Source organism: Bradyrhizobium genosp. SA-4 str. CB756, from assembly GCF_000473125.1.
GTDB lineage: Bacteria > Pseudomonadota > Alphaproteobacteria > Rhizobiales > Xanthobacteraceae > Bradyrhizobium > Bradyrhizobium arachidis.
The window spans coordinates 9,024,314-9,046,010 of the sequence record NZ_KI421499.1; the positions used below are offsets into that span (position 1 = coordinate 9,024,314).

General features: G+C 64.4%; 21 protein-coding genes and 1 tRNA gene. 8 read left to right on the plus strand and 14 right to left on the minus strand.

Annotated elements, in window-relative coordinates; genetic code table 11:
• Positions 1–161: 161 nt before the first annotated feature.
• On the minus strand, positions 162–1,931 hold the full coding sequence (locus BRAGE_RS0143545; protein WP_027562912.1) for an outer membrane beta-barrel protein: 1,770 nt from the start codon (positions 1,929–1,931) through the stop codon (positions 162–164).
• A gap of 193 nt (positions 1,932–2,124) precedes the next feature.
• Between BRAGE_RS0143545 and BRAGE_RS0143550 the strand changes: the two genes are divergently transcribed.
• Positions 2,125–3,132, plus strand: coding sequence for a KpsF/GutQ family sugar-phosphate isomerase (locus tag BRAGE_RS0143550; RefSeq protein ID WP_027562913.1), 1,008 nt, complete (start codon positions 2,125–2,127; stop codon positions 3,130–3,132).
• A gap of 42 nt (positions 3,133–3,174) precedes the next feature.
• On the opposite strand, the gene BRAGE_RS0143555 is transcribed toward BRAGE_RS0143550, so the two are convergent.
• Positions 3,175–5,958, minus strand: coding sequence for a di-heme-cytochrome C peroxidase (locus BRAGE_RS0143555; protein ID WP_027562914.1), 2,784 nt, complete (start codon positions 5,956–5,958; stop codon positions 3,175–3,177).
• Positions 5,959–6,151: 193 nt separating this feature from the next.
• Positions 6,152–7,948 (minus strand): adenylate/guanylate cyclase domain-containing protein, encoded by a 1,797-nt coding sequence (locus tag BRAGE_RS0143560; protein WP_027562915.1) that lies wholly within the window; start codon positions 7,946–7,948, stop codon positions 6,152–6,154.
• Positions 7,949–8,167: 219 nt separating this feature from the next.
• Here BRAGE_RS0143560 and BRAGE_RS0143565 point away from each other — a divergent pair, with 219 nt between their 5' ends.
• Positions 8,168–8,800, plus strand: coding sequence for a LysE family translocator (locus BRAGE_RS0143565; protein WP_027562916.1), 633 nt, complete (start codon positions 8,168–8,170; stop codon positions 8,798–8,800).
• Positions 8,801–8,942: 142 nt separating this feature from the next.
• Here the strand turns inward: BRAGE_RS0143565 and BRAGE_RS0143570 are convergent, their stop codons facing one another.
• A complete protein-coding gene (locus BRAGE_RS0143570; RefSeq protein WP_027562917.1) occupies positions 8,943–9,695 on the minus strand; it encodes a sulfite exporter TauE/SafE family protein in 753 nt (250 codons plus the stop codon).
• A 150-nt stretch (positions 9,696–9,845) separates the two neighbouring features.
• On the opposite strand from BRAGE_RS0143570, the gene BRAGE_RS0143575 reads away from it, so the two are divergent.
• Positions 9,846–10,736 (plus strand): LysR substrate-binding domain-containing protein, encoded by an 891-nt coding sequence (locus BRAGE_RS0143575; RefSeq protein WP_027562918.1) that lies wholly within the window; start codon positions 9,846–9,848, stop codon positions 10,734–10,736.
• Between the two features lie 257 nt (positions 10,737–10,993).
• Here BRAGE_RS0143575 and BRAGE_RS0143580 read toward each other — a convergent pair whose 3' ends face one another.
• The 4 genes from BRAGE_RS0143580 to BRAGE_RS0143595 form a co-directional block, all read right to left on the minus strand.
• Positions 10,994–11,959 carry a Bug family tripartite tricarboxylate transporter substrate binding protein gene (locus BRAGE_RS0143580; protein ID WP_027562919.1) on the minus strand — a complete coding sequence of 322 codons (966 nt, stop codon included), beginning with the start codon at positions 11,957–11,959 and terminating at the stop codon, positions 10,994–10,996.
• Positions 11,960–11,981: 22 nt separating this feature from the next.
• Positions 11,982–12,764, minus strand: coding sequence for a histidinol-phosphatase (gene hisN / locus BRAGE_RS0143585; protein WP_027562920.1), 783 nt, complete (start codon positions 12,762–12,764; stop codon positions 11,982–11,984).
• A 224-nt stretch (positions 12,765–12,988) separates the two neighbouring features.
• Entirely contained in the window at positions 12,989–13,243 is a 255-nt protein-coding gene (locus BRAGE_RS55515) for a hypothetical protein (protein WP_141263227.1), read from the minus strand.
• A gap of 47 nt (positions 13,244–13,290) precedes the next feature.
• Positions 13,291–14,181 carry an N-formylglutamate amidohydrolase gene (locus BRAGE_RS0143595; protein ID WP_027562921.1) on the minus strand — a complete coding sequence of 297 codons (891 nt, stop codon included), beginning with the start codon at positions 14,179–14,181 and terminating at the stop codon, positions 13,291–13,293.
• A gap of 326 nt (positions 14,182–14,507) precedes the next feature.
• Between BRAGE_RS0143595 and cpdR the strand changes: the two genes are divergently transcribed.
• From cpdR to BRAGE_RS0143610, 3 genes are all read left to right on the plus strand, one after another.
• Complete coding sequence (gene cpdR, locus BRAGE_RS0143600; protein WP_007597092.1) at positions 14,508–14,867, plus strand: cell cycle two-component system response regulator CpdR; 360 nt, start codon at positions 14,508–14,510, stop codon at positions 14,865–14,867.
• Positions 14,868–14,942: 75 nt separating this feature from the next.
• Positions 14,943–15,017, plus strand: a tRNA-Val gene (locus BRAGE_RS0143605).
• A 127-nt stretch (positions 15,018–15,144) separates the two neighbouring features.
• On the plus strand, positions 15,145–15,372 hold the full coding sequence (locus tag BRAGE_RS0143610; protein ID WP_027562922.1) for a DUF2945 domain-containing protein: 228 nt from the start codon (positions 15,145–15,147) through the stop codon (positions 15,370–15,372).
• A 69-nt stretch (positions 15,373–15,441) separates the two neighbouring features.
• On the opposite strand, the gene BRAGE_RS0143615 is transcribed toward BRAGE_RS0143610, so the two are convergent.
• Positions 15,442–15,900, minus strand: coding sequence for a DUF4440 domain-containing protein (locus BRAGE_RS0143615; RefSeq protein WP_231164150.1), 459 nt, complete (start codon positions 15,898–15,900; stop codon positions 15,442–15,444).
• A gap of 296 nt (positions 15,901–16,196) precedes the next feature.
• Between BRAGE_RS0143615 and BRAGE_RS0143620 the strand changes: the two genes are divergently transcribed.
• Entirely contained in the window at positions 16,197–16,670 is a 474-nt protein-coding gene (locus BRAGE_RS0143620; protein WP_027562924.1) for an L-2-amino-thiazoline-4-carboxylic acid hydrolase, read from the plus strand.
• 11 nt (positions 16,671–16,681) lie between these two features.
• Complete coding sequence (locus tag BRAGE_RS0143625; protein WP_035732048.1) at positions 16,682–16,927, plus strand: hypothetical protein; 246 nt, start codon at positions 16,682–16,684, stop codon at positions 16,925–16,927.
• A gap of 22 nt (positions 16,928–16,949) precedes the next feature.
• On the opposite strand, the gene BRAGE_RS0143630 is transcribed toward BRAGE_RS0143625, so the two are convergent.
• The 5 genes from BRAGE_RS0143630 to BRAGE_RS0143650 all read right to left on the minus strand — a co-directional run bounded on the left by BRAGE_RS0143630 (position 16,950) and on the right by BRAGE_RS0143650 (position 21,681).
• On the minus strand, positions 16,950–17,810 hold the full coding sequence (locus BRAGE_RS0143630) for a glyoxalase superfamily protein (protein ID WP_027562926.1): 861 nt from the start codon (positions 17,808–17,810) through the stop codon (positions 16,950–16,952).
• Between the two features lie 256 nt (positions 17,811–18,066).
• Positions 18,067–18,528: an NUDIX hydrolase gene (locus BRAGE_RS0143635; protein ID WP_027562927.1), complete on the minus strand. Its 462-nt coding sequence runs from the start codon at positions 18,526–18,528 to the stop codon at positions 18,067–18,069.
• A gap of 67 nt (positions 18,529–18,595) precedes the next feature.
• A complete protein-coding gene (locus BRAGE_RS0143640; RefSeq protein ID WP_027562928.1) occupies positions 18,596–19,423 on the minus strand; it encodes a carbohydrate ABC transporter permease in 828 nt (275 codons plus the stop codon).
• On the minus strand, positions 19,420–20,295 hold the full coding sequence (locus BRAGE_RS0143645) for a carbohydrate ABC transporter permease (RefSeq protein ID WP_199820253.1): 876 nt from the start codon (positions 20,293–20,295) through the stop codon (positions 19,420–19,422). The genes BRAGE_RS0143640 and BRAGE_RS0143645 overlap by 4 nt, the downstream gene beginning before the upstream one ends.
• A 33-nt stretch (positions 20,296–20,328) precedes the next feature.
• The gene (locus BRAGE_RS0143650) at positions 20,329–21,681 is read right to left on the minus strand and encodes an ABC transporter substrate-binding protein (protein WP_027562930.1); all 1,353 of its coding nucleotides are present in this window, start codon (positions 21,679–21,681) and stop codon (positions 20,329–20,331) included.
• Positions 21,682–21,697 lie beyond the last annotated feature (16 nt).

Consider the following 21,697-nt stretch of genomic DNA (forward strand, 5'->3'; position numbering starts at 1 on the left):
CCGGCTTGACCGGGCGATCCAGTATTCCAGAGACAGGTATCATTGAAACGATAGGCCGCGGCGTACTGGATGCCCCGGTCAAGCCGGGGCATGACCACGGAGTGGGTGGCGAGAGCGGAGCAAACCAAGCAGCATTCGCCCCAACGCCACGCGCCGCCGCCTCAGTTCTGCAGCCTCACCCCCAGCATCACCACCGTCCCCTGCGAGCTCGACGCCGCCTGGTTCGAATCCAGGATGTCATGCCGCAGCGTGCCCTTGATCCAGACGTTGCGGTTGAGCTTGTAGATCAGATTGCCTTCGAGCGAGAAGGTTTTGTCGTTGCGACCCTGGTTCTGGTAATCGTAGGTGCCGTAGGTGAACTTGCCGACCGCCGTGAGCCAGCGGCGGAAGTCGTGATCGACTTCGACACCGTAGGTGTGCACCAGCACGCCGGACGAGCCGGGGACGGTGGTCTCGGCGATCTGCGTGTCGGTGGCAAGTTTCACCGTGGTGAGGCCGCTCGCATTCCAGATCAGTGAGCCCGCGGTGAGGAAGCCGGAGAGCTGGCTGAGGCGCGGGTCGGTATAGTTGCGCGCGGAATAACCGACCGAGACCTCGCCGATGAGGATGCGCGAGAACTCGAAGGACGAGCCGACCTTGGCATAGCCGCCGTTTGAATCGCGGAAGTAGCCGTTGCGGTCGGCGGCCTGGTCGTGGACGCGGGTGTCGCCCTCGATCTCGACGAAGGGCTTGAGGCCCGGCTTCAGCTCGTAGGAGAAGCGGCCGACGCCGCCATACTGGTTGAAGTCGCGGTCGTTGTTGCTGAAGGTCGAGCCGTCGGTGAGCTTTGAATCCGTGTAGGCGGTGCGGTCGACGGTGGCGCCGGCGGCGACCTGGAAACGGTTGAAGGTCTGGTCGAAGCCGAGCGTCGTGCCGTAGGTGGCGTAAACCGGATATTTCTGCAGGCCGGCCTGCACGTTCGGGCTGCCGGGATTGTCGGTCGCGAGCCGCAGGCGGAGCTGCGAGGTCAGCTTGAGATCGCGGTCGACGTCGAGGCGGCCGTCGACATGGCCGGTGAAATCAGGCCGGTCGATCTCGACCGGCGAGGGCGAGGCAAAGCCGTCGATCGTCGCCGGCATGTTGTTGGTGTAGCCGGAGAACGACCCGCGCAGGTCCGCGACGAGCGCGTGGCGCTCCCAGTCGGATTGTACGAGGAGGTCGGGCGCGACGACATAGACCGGCGAGCCGACCGGCTTGTTCAGGCGCGCCGGGTTGGTGTCGTAGCCGGCGGAGAGCTCGAGCCCGCCCCTGATCAGGAAGCTGCCGGCATAATCGCCGACCGCGCCGAACGCATCGTCATCGGCCTTGAGGCGGCGGCGCAGCGGCTGGCCTGGCACATTGCCGGCCATCGCCGGGGCGACCGGTGTCTTGTGCGCGGTCTCCGACGGCGGCGGCGCGATGCGCGGCGGGCCGAGCGTCGTCACCGGCGTTACGGGGGGCGGCGGCGAGCCGGGACCGAGCGGGCGCTTCGGCTTGGCCTGCCCGGGATAGAGCTTGGGCTGCTGCCGCTTGCGGTTGAGCGAGTCATAGCCCGAGCCGCTCGCGCCGTTGGCGGCGGGCAGGCCGTAGGTCGGGACCTGACCGGCTGTGTTTTGGCCGAGGCGCGAAGGCGCTGGCGTCTGCTGGCGCTTGCGCGGATCGGCACCGGGATCGGGCAGCGTGGGCAGCGCGTCCGAGGGTGCCTGCGGCACGCCCGCCGTACGGCGTGTCGGCAGCGTGTCGGGCGAGGCGAAGCCGCCGCGGTTGGGATTGAACAGGTCGGGTGTGAGGCTCTGGGCCACCGCCGGGCCGCTTCCAAGAGCGGTCAGCGCAAGGCACGGGACGAGACACGGCAAAGCCGCACGCAACAATTGCGCGCGCTTGCTCCGGCCCCTGCCTGGAGACGACCCCACGATGGAATAACTCCAACGAAATCAAATGCTTCCACGATGGCCTCCGCTGGCTGGCGGGAACCCATCGTTAATGGACTTAAAACAATTATGGTTAATGACCGGTTGAGGGCATTTGCGGCCGCGTCGCCTCACCAGCCCGGGCGTGCTAAGCAGGCGCCAACGGGCGAATGCCCCACCCTTCCTGGACCTGATCATGCCGAGTTCGAAACCGCTGATGACCCAATCATCCGGCCCCATCCCTGATAGCGTCGAATCCGCGCTCCGCACGCTGGAGACGGAGAGCGGCGGCATCAACGCGCTCGCCGCCGCGCTGCGCGGCCCGCTGGGCGAGGCGTTTGCCAAGGCGGTCGATCTGATCCGCAACGCCAAGGGCCGCGTCATCGTCACCGGGCTCGGCAAGTCCGGCCACATGGCGCGCAAGATCGCGGCGACCCTGGCCTCGACCGGCACGCCCGCGTTCTTCGTCCACACCGCGGAAGCTGCCCATGGCGACCTCGGCATGATCACCGCGGACGACGTCATCATGGCGTTGTCCTGGTCCGGCGAGCAGCCGGAGATGAAGACGCTGGTGAATTATTCGGCGCGCTTTGCAATTCCCATGATCGCGGTGACGTCGAACGCTTCGTCCTCGCTGGGACAGGCCGCCGACATCGTGATCGAGCTGCCGAAGGCGCGCGAGGCTTGCCCGCACAATCTGGCGCCGACCACCTCGACCATGATGCAGGTCGCGATCGGCGATGCCATCGCGATCGCGCTGCTTGAAGGCCGCGGCTTCACCGCACTCGAGTTCGCGCATTTCCATCCCGGCGGCAAGCTGGGCGCGATGCTGAAATTTGTCCGCGACTACATGCGCACCGGCGCGGAGATTCCGGTCAAGCCGCTCGGCACCAAGATGTCGGATGCGGTGGTCGAGATGTCGGCCAAGGGCCTCGGCTGCGTCTGCATCGTCGATGAGGCCGGCGGCATCACGGGCATCATCACCGACGGCGATCTGCGCCGCCACATGCGCCCCGATCTGCTGACGGCGTCCGTCGACGAGATCATGACCAGGCAGCCCAAGACCGTGCCGCCCTCGATGCTCGCGACCGAAATGATCGAGGTGCTGAACACAAGCAAGATCACGACGCTGGTCGTGACCGAGGCGGACAAGGTGGTCGGCATCGTGCATCTGCACGACCTGCTGCGCGCCGGCGTGGCGTAGTCCTATCGCCGTCGTGCCCGGGACAAGCCCGGGCACATCAGCTCACAGCGTCTTCAGATACTCGATCAGCTCATAGCGCTCGTCGTCGTCCTTGAACATGCGGCCGATCACGCCGTCGCGTCTCGGCTCGCCGTCTTTAAGCTCGAACGAATGGCCGCGCACGCTGTTGCCCTGGACCGGCTTGCCGTCCGATCCGGTCATCGAGAACTGCGTTTCACCCGTCTTGCAGCGCTCGTCGGCGGTGACGGCGAAGCCGACGGTCACGGGATCATAGTCGCGGCGGCCCATGCAGAATTTGGTCGGGCGTTCGTTCTGCGGCTTGAGCAGCCAGTACAGCGAAGGCACCGAACCGTTGTGCAAATAGGGCGCCGTCGCCCAGATGCCGTTCAGCGGACGCGCGCGGTAGCGCGCTCCCCCCACCGGATTGAGGCAGTTCTTGCGCGCGAGATTCCACAGCTTCGCCCGCTCGGCGTCCGACAGCTTCTCGTCGTCCATCCATTTGCGGGCGACGAGATCCACCACCGTCATCAGGCCGAGCGCATAGACCATCTCGTTGGGCGAGGCGCTCGCGGTCGGGACATCGCATTGCCACCATGTCTGCAGGTCGGCCGTATTGACCTTCAGGAAGCCGGGCACGTCGATGATCCTGTTGCTGAGCACGAGCGTCTGCTCGGGGTCGGTGTTGATCTCCTTGAGGGGAATCGTGACCGCGTTCAGCACCTTGCTGTCGCCGCTCGGCTCCCAGCGTCCTGACGACCAGAATGCCGGGGTGTCGACCGCTGGCAAATGGCATCCGGAGCACATCTCGGCGTAGATCTTGCGGCCCTTCTCGGCCTTGTCCCTGTCGATCCTCCAGGCATCGCCGAGGATTTGCGACGGCCATTTCGGCGACAGCAGGCCGCCGAATTTCGGACCGGTGGCGGGATCGGGCGACTTGAAGGGATCGGGACCCCTCAGCATGTCCTCGATCCAGCCGAGCGTGTTGACGTGAACCGAGGAGCGCCAGATCCTGTCGCCGGGATAGGCGTCGGACAGGTTGAGCAGCGCCGTCACGCCGAGCGCTTCGCCGGCGTTGCGGATCAGCGGCTGCTCGATCGAGGCGTCGTATTGCGCGAACTTGAACCACGGCACGGTCCAGATCGGGGGATAGCTCACCGGCGCGTCCTGGGCGTGCAGGTTCTTCTCGAATCCCTTGACCCCGCTCAGTGCGAGATCCTGCGAGAACACCTGATTGCCGATGCGATTGAGGGCGTCGAGGCGGCCGAACCCTTCCTCAGTGTCCTTCTGCTGCCTGCCGTCCCAGGTCTTCTTGCCTTCGATCGTCTCGTTATATTTCTCTTGCCAGCCGATCAGGAACTTGCCGATCGCGCTGAGCTTCTGCTTCAGCGCGTCGCGATCCGTCTTGCCGGCGTCGGCGCCGAGCACGCGATCGGCGAAGCGGTCGAAGCGGAACGGAACGTAGAGCGTGTAGGCGATCGACAGGCCGGTGGCGAGCTCGAGCTTCTTCAGGTCGGTCATGGCCGGGCCGCCGTCGAAGCGGACGTCGATGCCCTGGTAATGGATCTGGCCGGTGTGGCAGGCGGCGCAGGTCAGCCCGATCTTGTCCTCCTCGCGTCGGCCGCTCGCAGGATCGATGACGCCGGTCATCCGCGCAAAGCCGACCGGCAGGCCGTCGACGTTCTCGGCCGGCGTCCATCTCGTCGACCAGTCCGGTACCTGCTTCGTGTCATAGACATTGGCGTAGCCGAAGCGGCGCAGCGTGGTCTCGTCGGTCTGGACCGACTGTGGGCTGGGGATGAAGCCGAAGCTTTCGAGATAGGCGCTGTCCTTCATCATGCCCGGCTTCGAGAACAGACGCAGGCGCGGCTGCTCCAGCGCCACGAACCACTCATAGGGCACCGGGAAGGTCGCAGTGCCCTGACTCGCATGGTGAAACCAGTGCCGGTCCTTCAGCGACCAGTTCTGCTCGAGCCAGAAAGCGGCCTTGGTGTCGGGCACCGCGGGCAACGGCGGCGGCAGCAGCTGCGCGAGGATTCCCTTCTGCGGCAGCATGGCGCGGACCTGGTTGGGGAATTCGGCGACCGCAACGAGCGCGAGAAGCGCGCCGGCGAGGAAGAGCCCGGCGATCCCGAGAGCCCAGCGAAACCTGAGTGCGCAGGATGACAGCAGCGGCTGTGACACGATCCGCTGGGTGATCCTGTCGGGGAATTTGCGCTCGTTGAACAGCGTGCGCACGTCGGCCACGCTGAGATAGAGCTCCGCCTTCTTGCCGTCGACCTTGCCCTTGCCCATGATCTTCAGCAGGACTGGCCATTCGAACTGCATCAGCGCCGGGTAGTACCAGCGCGCGGCGCTGCCGGCGCGCTTGAGATTGTCGTGCATGAAGGTCTTGATTTCCGCGGCGTTGAGGCCTGGCTCGCTGACGCCGGTGTTCGGATCGGTGTAAATCCGGCCGAAGCTCTGGAGGCGCGCGATCTCGTCCTCGTTGACCTTGCCGTCGACGCCGAGGATGCGCGAGCCGGCGCCCAGTTTGTCCAGCGGGCCACCGCGCAGCGCGTCGAGCTGCGGGCCGGACCAGATGCTCTTGAGGATGTGACTGAAACCGTTGGCGATCGTCGCAACGCCGCGGACCTGGATGCGGGCCCAGATCTTCTTCAGTCCGGTCTCGCCGCTCGCATTCGCGATGGTCTGCGACAGCGTGTTGAGCGGGACGGTCCCGCCGTCGACAAAACCTTCGCCGACGAGGCCGCGCAGGAACGGGCAGGGATTGTCTGGCGAGACTGGGATCGAGGGGTCGAAGGGCGGCTTCGAAGCGGGGTCGTGCATGGCCCAAATCCTACAAACAGCGAATCGTGAAATAACGCGCCGATAAAGCGCGAAAAGTCCTAACAAACCGGCAGCACACTATACTACTTCAGCGTGTAGCGAAGTGTGTCCGAATTCACTGTCGCGTCAACACGGGCAGGCGCGAGGTCGGGGAAAACCCGGAAGGGATCGCAGACGGCCGCCGCCTGCCTTTTCAGGATTCGGCGGCGCGTTTGACGTCGCTCTGGACCAGGGTCAGCTTGCCAAGCGGCACGCCCGCATTCAGGAGCCCCTCGCGGTAATGGGCGAGGTCCTCGGGCCGCTTCCAGTGGAAATTGCGCAGGTGACGGTCGACATTCAGGGTCGGGTAATTGGTCATCAGCACCACGGTGGCCTCCGCCGCCTCATCGTCCCGGCGCAACTGTGCAAGCGCCGCCGCGCGGATCGCCAGCGCCTGCATGTGGTTCGGGTTGATGTAGAGCTGCTCGCGGGCCCATGACAGCGTCGCGTCGTATTGTCTCAACAGATAATGGCTGAAGGCGTTCAGCGCGGCCCATTGATAGCGCGGGTCGCTGTTGTCGCGTTGGGCGGCCATCGAGAACAGCTCGATTGCCTCGCGGTGCTCGCCGATGACGAAATGGCAGATGCCGAGCACGCCGCGCGCGCCCATGTCGTAGGGATTGAGTGCGACCGCGCGCTTGGCGGCGTCCATCGCGGCCTCGTAATGGCCTTCCATCGCGTGCGCCCAGGACAGGATCGAGAACGCAAAGGAGGAACGCGGGTCGAGCCGGACGCTGGTCTCGGCGAGGTTCATCGCCTCGGCCCACATTTCGCGCGTGCCCTTGACCCAGCCGAACTGGATGCTCTGGATCTGGATCGTGGCGAGATAGGCGTGCGCGATCGACAGTTTGGGATCGAGCCTGATGGCCTCCCGGAACAGGTCGACGGCGGTGGCGAGGTCCTCCTTGGTCTGCCGGTAGTAATGCGACAGCCCCTTGAGGAAGCGGTCCCAGGCGGTCACGTCGGTGGAGGGCCGCGCCGGCGCCGAGGCTTCCGCGCGGACGATCTCGGTCGCGATGGCGGCGGACAGATTGGTGGTGATCTCGTCCTGCATCGCAAAGAGGTCGCCGATGTCGCGGTCGTAGCGGCCGGTCCAGAGCTGCTCGCCGGTCTCCGGGGCGATCAGCTCGGCGGTGACGCGGATTTTTGCGCCGGCGCGCCGCACCGAGCCCTGGATCAGATAGGTGGCGTCGATCTCGCGCGCGATCAGGCGGGTCGAGACATTCTTGCCCTTGAAGGCGAAGGTCGAGTTGCGGCTCAGCACGCGATAGAACGATTGCAGCGCCAGCGCGTGGATCAGATCCTCGGTCAGGCCGTCGGAGAAATATTCGTCCTGGGCGTCGCTGAGATTGGCGAAGGGCAGCACGCCGACGATCGCGGTGCGGTACTGCTGCGACAGGACGGATGCCTCCCGTAGCTCGGGGAGGAGTGCCGGTGCGTTCTCGGGTGTCCAGGTGAAGACCCCGACCGCGTCCTTGATGTTCTTGAAACGGTGGTTGCCGGCATCGGTCAGCGGCACCTGGAGATGCTTGCTCGCCTCCCGGTAGGCCTTGGCCGAGATCGCGAAGCCGCCGGGGCTCGCCACCGCTTCGAGGCGAACGGCGATGTTGACGTCGTCGCCGAAGACCTCGTCCTCGTCGGCGATGACATCACCCATGTGGATGCCAAGCCGGAATTGCATGGCGCGGTCGGTCGGCAGATGGTGGTTGCGCTCCGCCATCAGCGTCTGCATCGCGATCGCGGCCTCAGTGGCGCCGACGATCGAGGGGAATTCCAGCAGGAAGCCGTCGCCGGTGTTTTTGACGACGCGGCCGCCGTGATTGAGGATAATGGGGTGAATCGCGCTGCGATGGGCTTTGAAGGCGGCATGGGTGCCGGCCTCGTCGCTGCCCATCATGCGCGAATAGCCGGCGACATCGGCGCAGACGATGGCAGCCAAACGTCTTTCCATAGCCCCGGAGCTCCAAGGGATCGAGGACCGGCCACGGCGTGGCAGTCGCCTCGAATCCCGCATTTCAAGAACCCTGCCTTTATAGAGCAGATGCGGCCGAGCGAAAGTATGATCCGCATTGCAAATTCGCGGTAAATTTGACGCATCCTGGTGGTGGACGCCGGCGGGCGAACCGACTAAGCCGACCCTTTGTGGCAGGCGGTCGGGCGGGCACCTCACATGCTGGGCATTCACGAGATCTGGCTTTTCATCCTGGCGGGCATAGTGCTCAACATCACGCCGGGCCCGGATACGGTCTATGTGATCGGCCGCAGTATGCAGATGGGCTGGAGGGGCGGCGCCGCGGCCGCGCTTGGCATCAGCTGCGGCTGCTTTTTCCACGTCGCGGGCGCCGCGATCGGCCTTTCGGCCTTGCTGATGGCCTCGTCCACCGCATTCTCGATCCTGAAGCTGGTCGGCGCGGCCTATCTCATCGTCACCGGACTTCAGATGTTGTGGTCGCGCCCGGCGCTGGCGCCGGCCACCGACGAGCCGGCGCTGAGCTCGCTGCGACGGGTGTTCCTCCAGGGCGTCTTCACCAACGCGCTCAATCCCAAGGTCGCGCTGTTCTTCCTGGCTTTCCTGCCGCAATTCGTCGCAGCCGATTCCGCCCACAAGCCGCTCGCCTTCCTGACGCTCGGCCTGATCTTCATCTCGACGGGAACGCTGTGGTGCCTGGTGCTGGCCGCTTTCGCCGCCAAGGCCGCGCATCGCTTGCGCAGCTCCGAAGGCGCGATCGCCTGGGTCAACCGAGCGCTCGGCGGCCTCTTCATCTATCTCGGCATCCGCGTCGCCATGCTGGAGACGCGGTAGATCGTTCGAACGAATGACATTGCGTAGGGTGGGCAAAGGCGCAGAGCGCCGTGCCCGCCATTTGGCGATCCGGACGGTCAGGAATGGTGGGCACGCTTCGCTTTGCCCACCCTACGATCTCTATGAGCCGAAATCGTAGACCTCAGGCGAACTCTTTCAGCAGCGCGCCGCCGGCGAGATAAAGCCCCAGCAAAATCATCGCGATCAAAAACCAGCGGCGGAACGCTTCTGCCGGCATCCGCGCCCGCACCGACTGGCCGACGAACATGCCGGCAAAGGCCATCGCCATCGCGACGGCGCCCGGCACGGCATTGGCCGGTGTCAGCAATCCACCGGCGGTGAGATTGAAGGCGAGCGCCAGCGTCGCGGTGGTGAAGAACACGCCGAGCGCCTGCACCAGTTCGTCCTTCTCCATGCCGATCGCCTGCATGAACGGCATCGAGGGGATCACCTGCACGCCCGTCGAGGCCGAGATCACGCCGGTGATGAGGCCGACCACGCCGCCGACCCATTTCTCGTTCTGCGGCGCGACGTGGAACTTGAATTTGCTGAGGCCGATGATCGCGTAGATCACCAGCAGGACGCCGAGCACCACGGTGCCGTAACGCGCATGGGGGCCGGTGAGCGCGCCGGCATTCAGCCAGCAGCCGATCACGGTGCCGATCATCAGCGGCCATAGCCGCTTCAGGATGTCGCGCAAATAAGGGCCGACAAAAGTCTGCCAGATGTTGGTGACGATGGCGGGCACGATCACGATGGCGATCGCGCGGCTGGGCGCCATGCTCACCGCGAGCAGGCCCATGGAGACGGTCGGCAGGCCGAGCCCGACCACGCCCTTGACGAATCCGGCGATCAGGAACACGGCGGCGATGACGATGAGAAGCGGGTCGATCATGTCGGACACATTGACCGAAGCCGCATCCCGGCACAATCTGGAGGTTCCGGAGATAGCCTTCGCCAGTTACGAAGTCTGGAGCACGATCCGGGAAAGTGTGCAGCGGTTTTCCGAAAGATCGTGCTCAATCAACAAGGTTGGAGACCTGCCATGCGTTTTGATCTCGTCGATCTCCAGCTCTTCATCGCGGTCGCGGACCAGCGCAGCATCACCCGCGGCGCCGAGCGCTCGCACCTGGCGCTGGCCTCCGCCAGCGCGCGCATCAAGGGGCTCGAGGATGCGCTTGGCGTCGCCCTGCTCAAGCGCGGGCGGCGCGGCGTCGAATTGACCGCGGCCGGTGAGAGCCTGCTCGATCATGCGCGGCTCGTCATCCACCAGATCGACGCCATGCGCGGCGATCTCGCCGGCTTTGCCAGCGGCGTGCGCGCCAGCGTGCATTTTCTCGTCAACACCTCGGGGCTGTCGGAGCATCTGCCGAAGGCGCTGGCCGGATTCCTGCACGAGCATCGCGATGTCGCCGTCGACATCGAGGAGCGCGAAAGCACCGATATCGCGGCCGCGATCACCGCGGGCGCCGCCGATCTCGGCTTTGCCGCCGAGCATGCGCTGCCCGATCATATCGAGCGCTTCGTCTTCAGCGAAGATCATTTGACGCTGGTGACGTCGCGGCGCGGCCCGTTCGCGGGCCGCCGCCAGATCGACTTCCAGGAGACGGGCGCGTGCGATTTCGTCGGGCTCACCAGCGCCACCGCGCTCCAGATGCACATTTCGAAGCACGCCGCCCGGCTCGGCATGCGCCCGCATTATCGCGCGCGCATGCGCGATTTCGACGCGATCTGCCAGATGGTCGCCGCCGACGTCGGCGTGGCCCTGGTGCCGATCTCCGCCGCCCGCCGCTGCGCCAAGCTGATGCCGCTCGCCATGGTCCGCCTGCGCGATGCCTGGGCCAACCGCAAGCTCGTGATCTGCGCCCGCAGCTTCAAGGCGCTGCCAAGGCCGGCCAAGATGCTGGTGGAGCATTTGCGGGCGGAGGCGGTGTGAGGAGGCTGTTGCTGCGAACTGGCGTGAGCTCGCATCGTGGCCGCAAGCTCAACTGCGCTCCCTCCCCCCTTGCGGGGGAGGGCGGGGGAGAGGGGTGGCCCAGCAAAAGGTGTGACTGTCGTGAAGAAGTTTCTTTGCGCGATCGATGGAGTCCCCGTGTGAACCCCTCCCTAGCCCTCCCCCGCAAGGGGGGAGGGAACGCACCTGTCGCGTTGTGAGAGATCGGCTCTCCCCCTCCAGGGGAGGGTAAGAGAAAGCTACTTCGCCGTCTCGACCCCGGCGTCCTTGATCACCTGCGCCCACTTCTTCGTCTCGTCGGCAATGAAGGCGCGAAAATGCTCCGGCTCATCGCCGACAAGCGTCGCGCCTTGCGCGGCGAGCTTCTCCTTCACTGCGGGATCCGCCATGGCCTTGGTCGCGAGGCCATGCAGCGCCGTGACGATCTCCTTCGGCGTGCCCTTGGGCGCCACCATGCCGTACCAGTTCTCGATGCGAAGGTCGGGAAAGCCCGCTTCCTTGGTGGTCGGCACGTCGGGCGCGGTCGGCGCGCGCTCGACTGATCCGACGGCAATCGGCTTCAACGCGCCGGCCTTGACCTGCGGCAGCAAGACGGGGAGATCGAGGAACGTCATCTGCACCTGCTGGCCCAGGAGATCGTTCACGGCCGGAGCGGCGCCGCGATAGGGCACATGCACGATGTCGATCTTCGCTGTGAGCTTGAACAGTTCACCGGCAAGATGCGGCAGGCTGCCGGGACCGGAGGAGGCGAAGTTGAGCTTTCCGGGCTGCGCCTTGGCGAGCGCGATCAGCTCGCCGATGTCTTTCACGGGCACGTTGGTGGCGACGACAAGCATTTCCGGCACGGTCGCAACCAGCGTCACCGGCGTGAGGTCGGTTTGGGTGTCGTAGGCGACGCGCTCCATGCTCGGGCTGATCGCGAGCGCGCCGGCCGAGGAGATCGCGATGGTGTAGCCGTCGGGCGCTGCCTTGGACACCGCGTCGGTGCCGAGCACGCCGCCCTGGCCGCCGCGATTGTCGATCAGCACCGGCTGGCCCGACAGCTCCGACATGCGCTGGCCGATCACACGGGCGATGATGTCATTGGGACCGCCGGCCGGAAACGGCACGATCAGCTTGATCGGTTTTGCGGGAAAATTCTGCGCCGATGCCAATGACGGCAATAGCAGCAATAATCCAACGAGCAGCCTGCGTGAGATGGTCATGCAAGCCTCCCGCTCGCGTTTGTTATTGGTTGAGCAGCCTCAAGGCTTCTTCATGAACTCTTGCGTCGCCGGCGGCAACGATGCGGCCGCCGCCCTGCGCCGGCTTGCCTTCCCAGGTGGTGACGACACCGCCGGCGCCGGTCACGATCGGGATCAGGGCCGCGATGTCGTAAGGTTTCAGCTCGGTCTCGACCACGAGGTCGACATGGCCGGCCGCCAGCATGCAATAGGAGTAGCAGTCGCCGCCATAGCGCGACAGCCGTGCGCCCTGCTCGATGCGGCCGAAAATGGCGCGGTCGCGCTCGTTCATCAGCAGCGGAGAGGTGGTGTAGGTGGTCGCCTCCGACAGCGAGGCGCAGCGGCGGACCTGGAGCCGGCGCTCGCCGGAGGGGCCCTTGTAGTTCGCCGAGCCGTTGTCGCCGGAAAAGCGTTCGCCGATGAAGGGCTGGTGCATCATGCCGTAGACCGGCGTGCCCTTGTGCAGCAGCGCGATCAGCGTGCCCCAGATCGGAAAGCCGCCGATGAAGGATTTCGTGCCGTCGATGGGGTCGAGCACCCAGACATAGTCGGCGTCCTCGCGCTCATTGCCGAATTCCTCGCCGACGATGCCGTGCTGGGGGAAGCTGGCCTTGATCAGCCGCCGCATCACCGCCTCGGCGGCGCGGTCGGCTTCGGTGACGGGGTCGAAATCCTTGGTCTTGCTCTTGTCGTCGATCGACAGCGAGGTGCGGAAGAACGGCAAGATGGTCTCGCCGGAGGCGGTGGCGAGCCGTCCGATGAAGGCGGAGAAGTCGATCACCGTCACGGCGTATCCTCGAAGCGAAAGTCGGATGAAGCTTCCACCTGCCTAGCTCAAATCGCCTCTCGCGTGCAGCGCTGTCTTGATTTGGCCCCTGGTATTTTGAATGCCGCGGGCGGCTGCCTCAGCTCAGTCATATCCTGGCCAAATATCGATCACGGAGTTGAAAACTTAGTTCCGAGCATGCCTTGTTCGTATGCAAACGACTATCAACCCATTGAAATTCCTTATCAAAGAAACTGAATCTGGGTTTCTCTTAAAGCAATTGAGCCATGTGCATATTGCATGGGAAATGGCTCAAAAGCCCTTGCACTTTGTGCGGCGCGGCCGCATATTGTTGCGGTGCGGTAGCGCTCTGCGTTACCGCTGCCCTCCTTGGGCGTTTCCTCCCTAGACTTGGGCCGCTTCTTCATTAGAAGCGGCCCTTTTTTCTTGCCGCCTCCGTTTTCATTTTGGCGCGCGCAAGCGGCGAAGCGAAAACGCATTCGCGCCCATCGCGCACGGCGCGATCGTCCAAAGAAAAAGCTGTCGTCTATTCCGCTGCGGCCTGGAACGGGCCGAGATCGCCGAACGGAATCGTCGTCGCCAGCACGTCGGCAAGCACGCCGAAGTCGGAAGCGACTTGCGCAAAGCGCGGGCTGCGCTCGCGCCGCCGCTCGTCCATGTAGATCGCGCGATTGAGCTCGAGCTGCACGGCGTGCAGGCCGCTTGCGGGATTGCCGTAATGCTCGGTGATGAAGCCGCCGGCATAGGGCTTGTTGCGGCCGATCGAATAGCCGAGCCCGCCCAGGGTCTCCTCGACCCGGTCAGGCAAGAGCGGCGTGCAGCTGGTGCCGTAGCGGTCGCCGATCACGACGTCGGGCCGGCGCGGCTCGTCTCTGCTGACGCCGACCGACGGCATCGAATGGCAATCGACCAGCACCACGGTGCCGAACATCTGATGCACCTTGTTGATCAGCCGACGCAGCGCGCGGTGATAGGGCTTGTAGAGCGTCTCGATCCGCGCCAGCGCATCGTCGACCAGGATCCGTTCGCGGTAGATCTCCTGTCCGTCGCCGACCACGCGCGGAATGGTCCCGAGGCCACCCGCGACCCGCATCGAACGGGTGTTGGCGAAGCTCGGCAGGCGGCCGGTGAACATGCGCGGATCGAGCTCATAGGGCTCGCGATTGACGTCGACATAGGAGCGGGGAAAGTTGACCCGCACGGTCGGAAAGCCGCGCGTGCTCAGATGGCCGATCAGCTCGTCCATGAAGGAATCTTCGGAGCGCCGCAGCGTCGTCAGGTCGATCCGCGAGGCGCTGAGGAATTCGTCCGGATAGGTCGAGCCGGAATGGGGCGAGTTGAAGATGATTGGCGCGCGCCATGCGGCGGGCTCCACGATCTCGAAGGCTGGCGACACCTCGCCGTCAAACCGCGTCATCTTCTCAGGCTTCGTCCCTTCGCCGCACGATCCGGGCCCCGGATCGAATGATTCGGCCGGTCGACCGGCTCTTATGTGTCGTCATTGTCCGGAATCGCAACCATTCTGCCAAGCGAAAAGATGTGACGGGCGCTGGAACTTGTCTTAACCGTGCGGGCATCGAGGTGGGGATCGGCTCCGTCGGCTCGATTGATTCGCAGCCCGTTCGGGTTCACAAGGAGCGGGCAGCGCGAGCCGGCGCGGGTTAAGATTTTCACCCCAAATTTACCCTCTGTCGGGCTTAGTGAGCTCTGCTGATATCCTCTGGGGATTCGACGTTTCCTGCCATGCCAAAGATCCTGCTCGCCGAAGACGACAACGATATGCGCCGTTTCCTGGTCAAGGCGCTGGAAAATGCCGGTTTTCAGGTCTCGTCCCATGACAACGGTATGGCCGCCTATCAGCGGCTCCGCGAAGAGCCGTTCGAGATGCTGCTGACCGACATCGTGATGCCGGAAATGGACGGCATTGAGCTCGCCCGCCGGGCTTCGGAACTCGATCCCGACATCAAGATCATGTTCATCACCGGCTTTGCGGCGGTCGCCCTGAACTCGGATTCGGACGCCCCCAAGAACGCCAAGGTGCTGTCCAAGCCTGTGCATCTGCGCGAATTGGTCAGCGAAGTGAACAAGATGCTGGCGGCCTAAATCAGGCCTGTTCCGTCCTTGCGCCGGGTCCCCTGAGCCGTTATAGGGACCCCACCCGACGTAAGTGGACTATTAGGGCACGTAGCTCAGCGGGAGAGCACTACCTTGACATGGTAGGGGTCACAGGTTCGATCCCTGTCGTGCCCACCACGCTTCGCCTTCGGCTTCGCGTGGCACAGCCTGGAAAATCACGGCGAAGCGTGTCCGGCGTAGCTCGGAGAGCGTAGACGGACTGGGGCGTCTTGGAACGTGCCCATGCGCCAGGCATTGTTCCGCCATGCCCAAAACCTCCACAAAAGCCTTCAAGCGCGGCGATCACGTCAGCTGGAATTCCGAGGCTGGCCGGGTGCGCGGCCATATCCTGCGCGTCCACACCGGGGACGTCGACTACAAGGGCTACACGCACCACGCGAGCCCGGACGATCCGCAATACGAGATCAAGAGCGACAAGACCGGCCACGTCGCCCTGCACAAGGGCCGGGCGTTGCGGCTGCTGCGCAGCTGAGCGGCACAAGCCCGTGGCCGGATCGCGCTCCGCGCCATCCGGGCTACGATGCCCCTCCGGGATCTCCGACTATTTCAGTTCCGTATTCGCGACCGGCATGATTGAGGCGACGTGCCAGCCGTTCGCGTCCTGAACATAGGTCTGGCTGATCAGAAACGTATTCTGCTGGGGCGGTTTGCCCGGAAGCGCGCGCGTGAAAACGATGGGGACGAGGATCTGCATGACCTCGTTCGAGAGCACGGCGACGTGGAATTTCGACATGTCGGGCTCGAGGTGCCAGGTGCCCTCGTAATAGGTCTTGAACCGGGCCGCGACGTCATCGCGGCCGCGCGTCTCGATGCCTCTGGCAAACAACAGCGTTCCGGGCGAATTCAGCAGCATGGCCTTTACCGCGTCCGCATCATGCGCATTCTGCGCCGCGATGAATTTTTCGAAGATGGCTCGTGCCTCGGCGTCATTTGCGGCGGCGCGCGCGCTTCCGGGCGACCAGAACGTTGCAGCGAGAAACAGCGCCGCAGTCACCGCCATAACGCGTCGTGAAGATCGTCGTGGCCTGATGGTGCTGGGAGACGTTTCGGGCCGGGTCATGTTCACCTCTGGTCATTGGCAAGCATCGTTTGAATGGTGATCGACATACCATCGATGGCTGCGGCCGCGTTTTCAGAATTGCACGATCGGCGGCAGCGCCGAGATCACGGAAGGGTTAGTCGCGGCCATCGGATGTCGTGGCACGCACCAGGCAAGCTCGCCTCCAACGCGAAGTTGAGCTATCGTCCGGTGGCTCTATCCGGGGTACGATCTCCCTTCAGACAACGAGGCCGCCCATGAGCGTGTCCGTCATCGAGCAAGCAAAGATCCAGGCGCAGGTGCTGGTGCCGCTGGTCAAGGCGCTGCAGGCCGAACTCGGCGAGGCAAGCGCCAACGCGCTGGTTCGCAAGGCGCTCGGCGATCTCTATCGTGGCTTCGGCGAGGAGTTCTGGAAGGCGAAGAACGAAGCCGATCTCGGCAAGGCCGTGTCTTCGGCGTTCAGGACTTACGCCCGCGACGACGCGCTCGCCTATGACGTGATCGAGCAGACGCCGGACGCCTTTGCGTTCGACGTGACGCGCTGCGCCTATGCCGAGTTCTACAAGGCGCTCGGCGAGCCGGAGCTCGGCTTCCTTCTGGTCTGCACCGCGGACTTTGCGACCGCGGAAGGGTTCGGCCCCGACGTCAAGCTCACGCGCACCCAGACGATCATGCAAGGCGCGCCTCATTGCAATTTCCGCTACCGGCGCGATGGAGGCAGGTCACAGTGAAGGGACTGCAAATGATGCGGGCTGGCTGTCTTGCCCTGGCGGTGCTGGCCCTGATGGCGTCACGCGCCGAGGCTGCCGTCATCGACTGGCAAGCCGAGCTCCAGCGCTGCCGCGAGCTGCGGCAGACCGTGGCGCCGCTGCTTCAGGCCGGCGAGGGGATCTCCGCCGTCGGCCGCTCCAACAGGTCGGTCCGTCGCTGCCTCTGGATCCAGCGCATCGCGGTGCGCAAGAAAATACCGGGGGCGGAGGTGTGGTAGGCGGCCTGGCGCCCCGCGAAGATCATGGCCCCGCCGTGACGAAGGCCGAGATGATCGTGCCATCGCTGCCAAGCGTGATGTGCCAGTGCGACGCGGCACCGCCCTGGTGCCAGACCGAATAGACGTCCTGGCCTTGCGCGCCGACACCGAGAAATTCGATCGACGTGATCGGACCCATATCGGCGAGGCCGGGTTGCAGACGCGGCAATTGCTTGCGGGTAGCTTCAGCCAGAGATGCGCTCATTTCGCCATAGTTGGGCTGGCCCGCTGCGACGCTCTCGACGAGACGACGAAGCGCAGCGGCGCTGCCGGGATTGGCGGACCGGCTGCTCATGCGCGTCTCGATCGCGCGCTGGAGCTCTTGTGCTGCGGCTGCGTCGATGCGTTGCATGGTGTGGTCGTTGCCATGCTGGTGCAGGATCACGGCCGTCGGAATCCCGTCCGGTCCGAGGGTAAAACGAAACGCGACCTCGATATCCCGCGCGACGAATTCCGTTTCACTCACCGCGTAATAGGCAACCGAGCCTTGGCCGGTCAGCCGTGCCGAGAGATGGTCATTGTCACGCGTGATGGTGAAGACAGCGCCATGGAATTGATAGGTTCCGGCATAGCGATCCAGAGTCGCTTGCGGCAACTGAATCTCCTTGGCTTTCGAGCCGGATTGATCCGAACCATCGACTGTTCTGCCCGCCTCGTTATTGCGGTCCGGGCCGGGTTGCTCCGCCGAGCGGATTCTGGCGGCGAGCACATTCCAATCGGCCAAGCCCAACATCTTCGCGACGAGCTCGAGGCTCTCGCTGACGGTGAGGGAGACTGATCGGGTGCTGCTGAGGGCTTCGCGAAGCGTTTGCGCCATGACCTTGGCGTCGCGGAAATCGCGCATCTTCTATTCCTTTGCGATATGAACGGAGAATGTCAGGGCTTGCGTTACTGACCCGTTCGCTCGAGCAAAGGAAGCGTGCGGCGGTCTGATACACTTCACCATACCCCGAAGGGCGCAAGCGGCAGGCGGTATCTACCTGGCAAAAATTGTGCTTGAGAGCCTCGTGATTGTCAACCGGTCATCGATCTCGCGATAAAGCTGTGTCACTCATGGCTCCAATTGATGCAGGCACGCGCATAAGCATTCTTGATGTTGGTCAGCTCTTGACCGTCCGAAGCAGCACCTCCTTCAATCCGGTCGGATAGAGGCTCGGCCCGCCCTCCGCGTCGAGATCGGCGAGGTTGAACCAGCGCGCGACGATCTCCTCTCCATTATCCTCGCGAAAGTCGATGCGGTCCTCGCCGCCGAACGCGCCGTCGGGGAACGTGACCTCCGCAACGAACATCACCTCGTGTCCGGTCGATCCCTCGTGCGCGAAAATGTTCTCCATCACCAGCGGCTCGCTCGTGATGGTGACGTCGATACCGAGCTCTTCGTTGAATTCGCGCACGAGCGCTGTCCGCCAGCTCTCGCCGAACTCGATCGCGCCGCCGAGCGGGCGCACGCCCTTGATCCGCCCCGCATCGTCCCGCACTTCCGCCGCCAACAGCAGCCCGTCCCGCCAGTGCAGGCCGATCGCGACGACGCGGATGTGAGGGTGAGGCCGCCATGTGGTCATGGGGCATGGTTAGTCGGCTTCGGGCGCTTTCGCAATCGGGGCGCGCCGGCCCAAAGCTTTCATCATGTCACCCCTTGACCGCGCCGGCGGTGAGCCCGGAGACGAGATAGCGCCGCACTGCGAGCGAGAAGATCAGCACCGGGGCCATCACCAGCGAGCCGCCGGCGGCGATCTTGCCCCATTCCCAGCCCTCGTAGTTCATGAAGTTGACGACCGCGACCGGCGCGGTGCGCGCATTGGTCCGGGTCAGGATCAGCGCGAAGAAGAAATCGTTCCAGGCGTAGAGGAAGCACAGGATCGCGGTCGCGGCGATGCCCGGCGTCACCATCGGCAGCACGATCTTGGTGAACACCGTGCGCGTCCGCGCGCCGTCGACGAGGGCTGCCTCCTCCAGCGAGACCGGGATGGTGTCGAAGAACGGCTGCATCATCCAGATCACCAGCGGCAGATTGAAGCTGGTGTAGACCAGCACGAGGCCGGTGATGGTGTCGAGCAGCCCGATCCAGCGGTAGAACAGGAAGAAGGGAATCGTGAACGCGATCGGCGGCGCCATGCGCGTCACCAGGATCGCAAAGGAAAGCGCATGCTTGCCGCGTCCGGCCCAGCGCGACAGCGCGTAGGCGGCAGGCACGCCGAACAGCAGCGCCAGCGCGGTCGAGAGCGAAGCGCTGAGCAGGCTGTTGACGAAGGAGGCCGAGAACGCGCTGTGCCAGAGCGAGATGTAGTTCTCAAGCGTCGGCGTGAAGATCAAAGGTGGCGGGAATTGCAGGATCTGATCGTTGGTCTTGAAGCTCATCTGCAACAGCCACAGGAACGGCGAGAGCAGAATCAGCAGCGTGACCGTGATCGCGACCAGCCGACCGGGCGTGGCCTTGCGGAGGGAGGATTCGCTCATGCCAGCGCCTCCTTGCGCCGGCCCATCCAGACCAGGCCCAGGCTGATGCCGCAGACAAGCAGCAGCATCACCACGGTGACAGCGCTCGAATAGCCGATCTCGTTGGTGTCGAAGGCGAGAAGGTACGCATAGTAGTTCGTGACTTCAGTGACGGTGCCTGGCCCGCCGCCGGTCAGGAGGAAGATCAGCGGAAATGCCTTCACGCTGTCGATCAGGCGGAACATGCCTGAGATCACCAGGATCGGCGTGATGAAGGGCAGCGTCACGTACCAGAAGATCTGAAGCTTGCTCGCGCCGTCGACGAGGGCTGCTTCCGAATATTCATCCGGAATGGTCTGGAGCGCCGCGAGCACCATCAGGAAGGTGAAGGGCAGCCATTCCCAGGTGTCGGCGATGATGATCGCGGTCAGCGCGAAGTCGACGCTGGAGGTCAGCGCCGGCAGGGTGAAATGCAGCGCCTGCGCCGCATAATAGAGCGGGCTGATGTCGGGCGCGTAGATCAGCTTCCAGATCACCGCGACCACGATCGGCGGCAGCACCATCGGTATCAGGAAGAAGGTGCGCGCGAACTCGACGAAGCGCGACGGCACGTTCAGCAGCAGCGCCAGCAGCATGCCGAGCAGCACCTGGAACAGCACGCTCGCGACCGAGAGCTTGGCCTGCACGGCCAGCGAGTTGACGAAGCGGGGGTCGCCCGGCAGCAGGGCATAGTTGCGGAACGGATCGCTGAAATCGGTGGCCGAGCCCGGCGTCGTCAGCTGGAACGGCGTCAGGCTCGTTACGATAAGATAGATCGCCGGCAGCACCGCCACCGCGAACAGCACGATCAGGCTCGGGGTGAGCGCGAAGGCGATGAACCTTCGGCGCTCCAAGTCAAATCCACTCTCGGCCAATTCCGCTCTCGCTCAAAGCTTTGTCCCGGCACGGCGGAGTGCGGCGATGGCCTGATCTTGCGCTGCGTTCATCGCGTCCTTGGCCGGCAACTGGCCGGTGGCGACCTGCTCGAACGCCTTGTTGAGGACATCGCCGACGATGGGGAACTCCTTCGACGTACGATAGGCCATGTAGTTCTCGCCCTTGCCCGGCAGCTCCAGCACCTCGAGATAGAGCGCGCCAAGGTCCTGGCCGTTGACAGTGTTGAGCTTGCGATAATCGTCGCTGGTGATGATCGAGCGCCGGCACACCGAGGAGTGACCATGCTCCTTGACGAGCTTCATCGAGATCTCGGGCGACAGCGCCCATTTGATGAATTCCCACGCCGCCTTCTGGTTCTTGGCGTTCTTGGGAATGCCGAGCCCCTGGCTATTCGAGGCCGGATGGTCGTGCACGGGGCCGGCGGGCGAGCGCACCACGCGCGAGGTCTCCTTCACCTTGCTCTCGTCGGAGAGCAGGATCGGCGTCACCCAGGCGCTGGAATGGATGAAGATGTTGGCGCGGCCGGTCAGCATCGCCTGCCGGGCCTGGTCCTCGGTGTAGGTCAGAATGCCCTTCGGCGCGCTCTTCAGGAGGTTCGCGTAGAACTCGACGCCCTGGATCGCTTCGGGCGTGTTCAGCGCCGGCATCGGGTCGCCGGGCGGATTCTTGAAGATGTTGCCGCCAAAGCCCTGGATGTAGGGCGGCAGGTTCCAGTTGTGCAGGAACCACGACACCAGGCCGCTGACGCCATCGGTGCCGTTGATCTCGGCGCAGACCTGCTGAAGCTCGGCGAAGGTCTTGGGGATCTTCAGCCCCTTCTTCTCCATCAGGTCCATGCGCGACAGACCCATCAGCATCGCGCCGCCTTCCCAGGAGTAGCCGTAGGTCGCACCCTTGGCGTCGCGATAGGGCACCTGCGCGCCGTCGACGAAGTCTTTCGGATTCCAGTCGGCAGGCGTCAGATTGGCATCGCCCGTGAACTCGTCGAGGTTGGCGAGCAGGCCCGCCGCGATCCAGCGGGTCGCGAGCGTGAAGGTGACGTTGACGAAATCATAGGCCGAGCCGCCCGAGGACAATTCGAGATTGGCCTGCTGGTTGTAGACGGGCAGCGCGGAGAGCTGGAGGTCGACCTTCATGCCGGTCTTTTCCTCGAACTCGGGAATGTATTTCTGCAGCAGCGTGAAGAAGCGGTGCTGGAACGAGGCGCCGTGCAAGGTGACGCCGGCAAACGGTTTTGTCTGTGCGATCAGCGGTGCGGGGAATGCCGCGAGCGCGGCGGTCGCGGCGCTGGCCTTGAGCAATTTACGGCGGGTGAGCGAACTCGCGCGCGATGCGGTCTTCATGTTTGTCTCCCTCGAT

Coding starts and splice junctions, on each gene's coding strand:
- BRAGE_RS0143625 (WP_035732048.1), top strand. CDS start 16,682: ATGATGCGGGCTGGCTGTCTTGCCCTGGCGGTGCTGGCCCTGATGGCG.
- BRAGE_RS55515 (WP_141263227.1), bottom strand. CDS start 13,243: ATGCGTTTTCGCTTCGCCGCTTGCGCGCGCCAAAATGAAAACGGAGGC.
- BRAGE_RS0143560 (WP_027562915.1), bottom strand. CDS start 7,948: ATGGAAAGACGTTTGGCTGCCATCGTCTGCGCCGATGTCGCCGGCTAT.
- BRAGE_RS0143620 (WP_027562924.1), top strand. CDS start 16,197: ATGAGCGTGTCCGTCATCGAGCAAGCAAAGATCCAGGCGCAGGTGCTG.
- BRAGE_RS0143635 (WP_027562927.1), bottom strand. CDS start 18,528: ATGACCACATGGCGGCCTCACCCTCACATCCGCGTCGTCGCGATCGGC.
- BRAGE_RS0143570 (WP_027562917.1), bottom strand. CDS start 9,695: ATGATCGACCCGCTTCTCATCGTCATCGCCGCCGTGTTCCTGATCGCC.
- BRAGE_RS0143610 (WP_027562922.1), top strand. CDS start 15,145: ATGCCCAAAACCTCCACAAAAGCCTTCAAGCGCGGCGATCACGTCAGC.
- BRAGE_RS0143555 (WP_027562914.1), bottom strand. CDS start 5,958: ATGCACGACCCCGCTTCGAAGCCGCCCTTCGACCCCTCGATCCCAGTC.
- BRAGE_RS0143575 (WP_027562918.1), top strand. CDS start 9,846: ATGCGTTTTGATCTCGTCGATCTCCAGCTCTTCATCGCGGTCGCGGAC.
- BRAGE_RS0143550 (WP_027562913.1), top strand. CDS start 2,125: ATGCCGAGTTCGAAACCGCTGATGACCCAATCATCCGGCCCCATCCCT.
- BRAGE_RS0143650 (WP_027562930.1), bottom strand. CDS start 21,681: ATGAAGACCGCATCGCGCGCGAGTTCGCTCACCCGCCGTAAATTGCTC.
- BRAGE_RS0143615 (WP_231164150.1), bottom strand. CDS start 15,900: ATGGCGGTGACTGCGGCGCTGTTTCTCGCTGCAACGTTCTGGTCGCCC.
- BRAGE_RS0143565 (WP_027562916.1), top strand. CDS start 8,168: ATGCTGGGCATTCACGAGATCTGGCTTTTCATCCTGGCGGGCATAGTG.
- BRAGE_RS0143630 (WP_027562926.1), bottom strand. CDS start 17,810: ATGCGCGATTTCCGCGACGCCAAGGTCATGGCGCAAACGCTTCGCGAA.
- BRAGE_RS0143595 (WP_027562921.1), bottom strand. CDS start 14,181: ATGACGCGGTTTGACGGCGAGGTGTCGCCAGCCTTCGAGATCGTGGAG.
- cpdR (WP_007597092.1), top strand. CDS start 14,508: ATGCCAAAGATCCTGCTCGCCGAAGACGACAACGATATGCGCCGTTTC.
- BRAGE_RS0143640 (WP_027562928.1), bottom strand. CDS start 19,423: ATGAGCGAATCCTCCCTCCGCAAGGCCACGCCCGGTCGGCTGGTCGCG.
- BRAGE_RS0143580 (WP_027562919.1), bottom strand. CDS start 11,959: ATGACCATCTCACGCAGGCTGCTCGTTGGATTATTGCTGCTATTGCCG.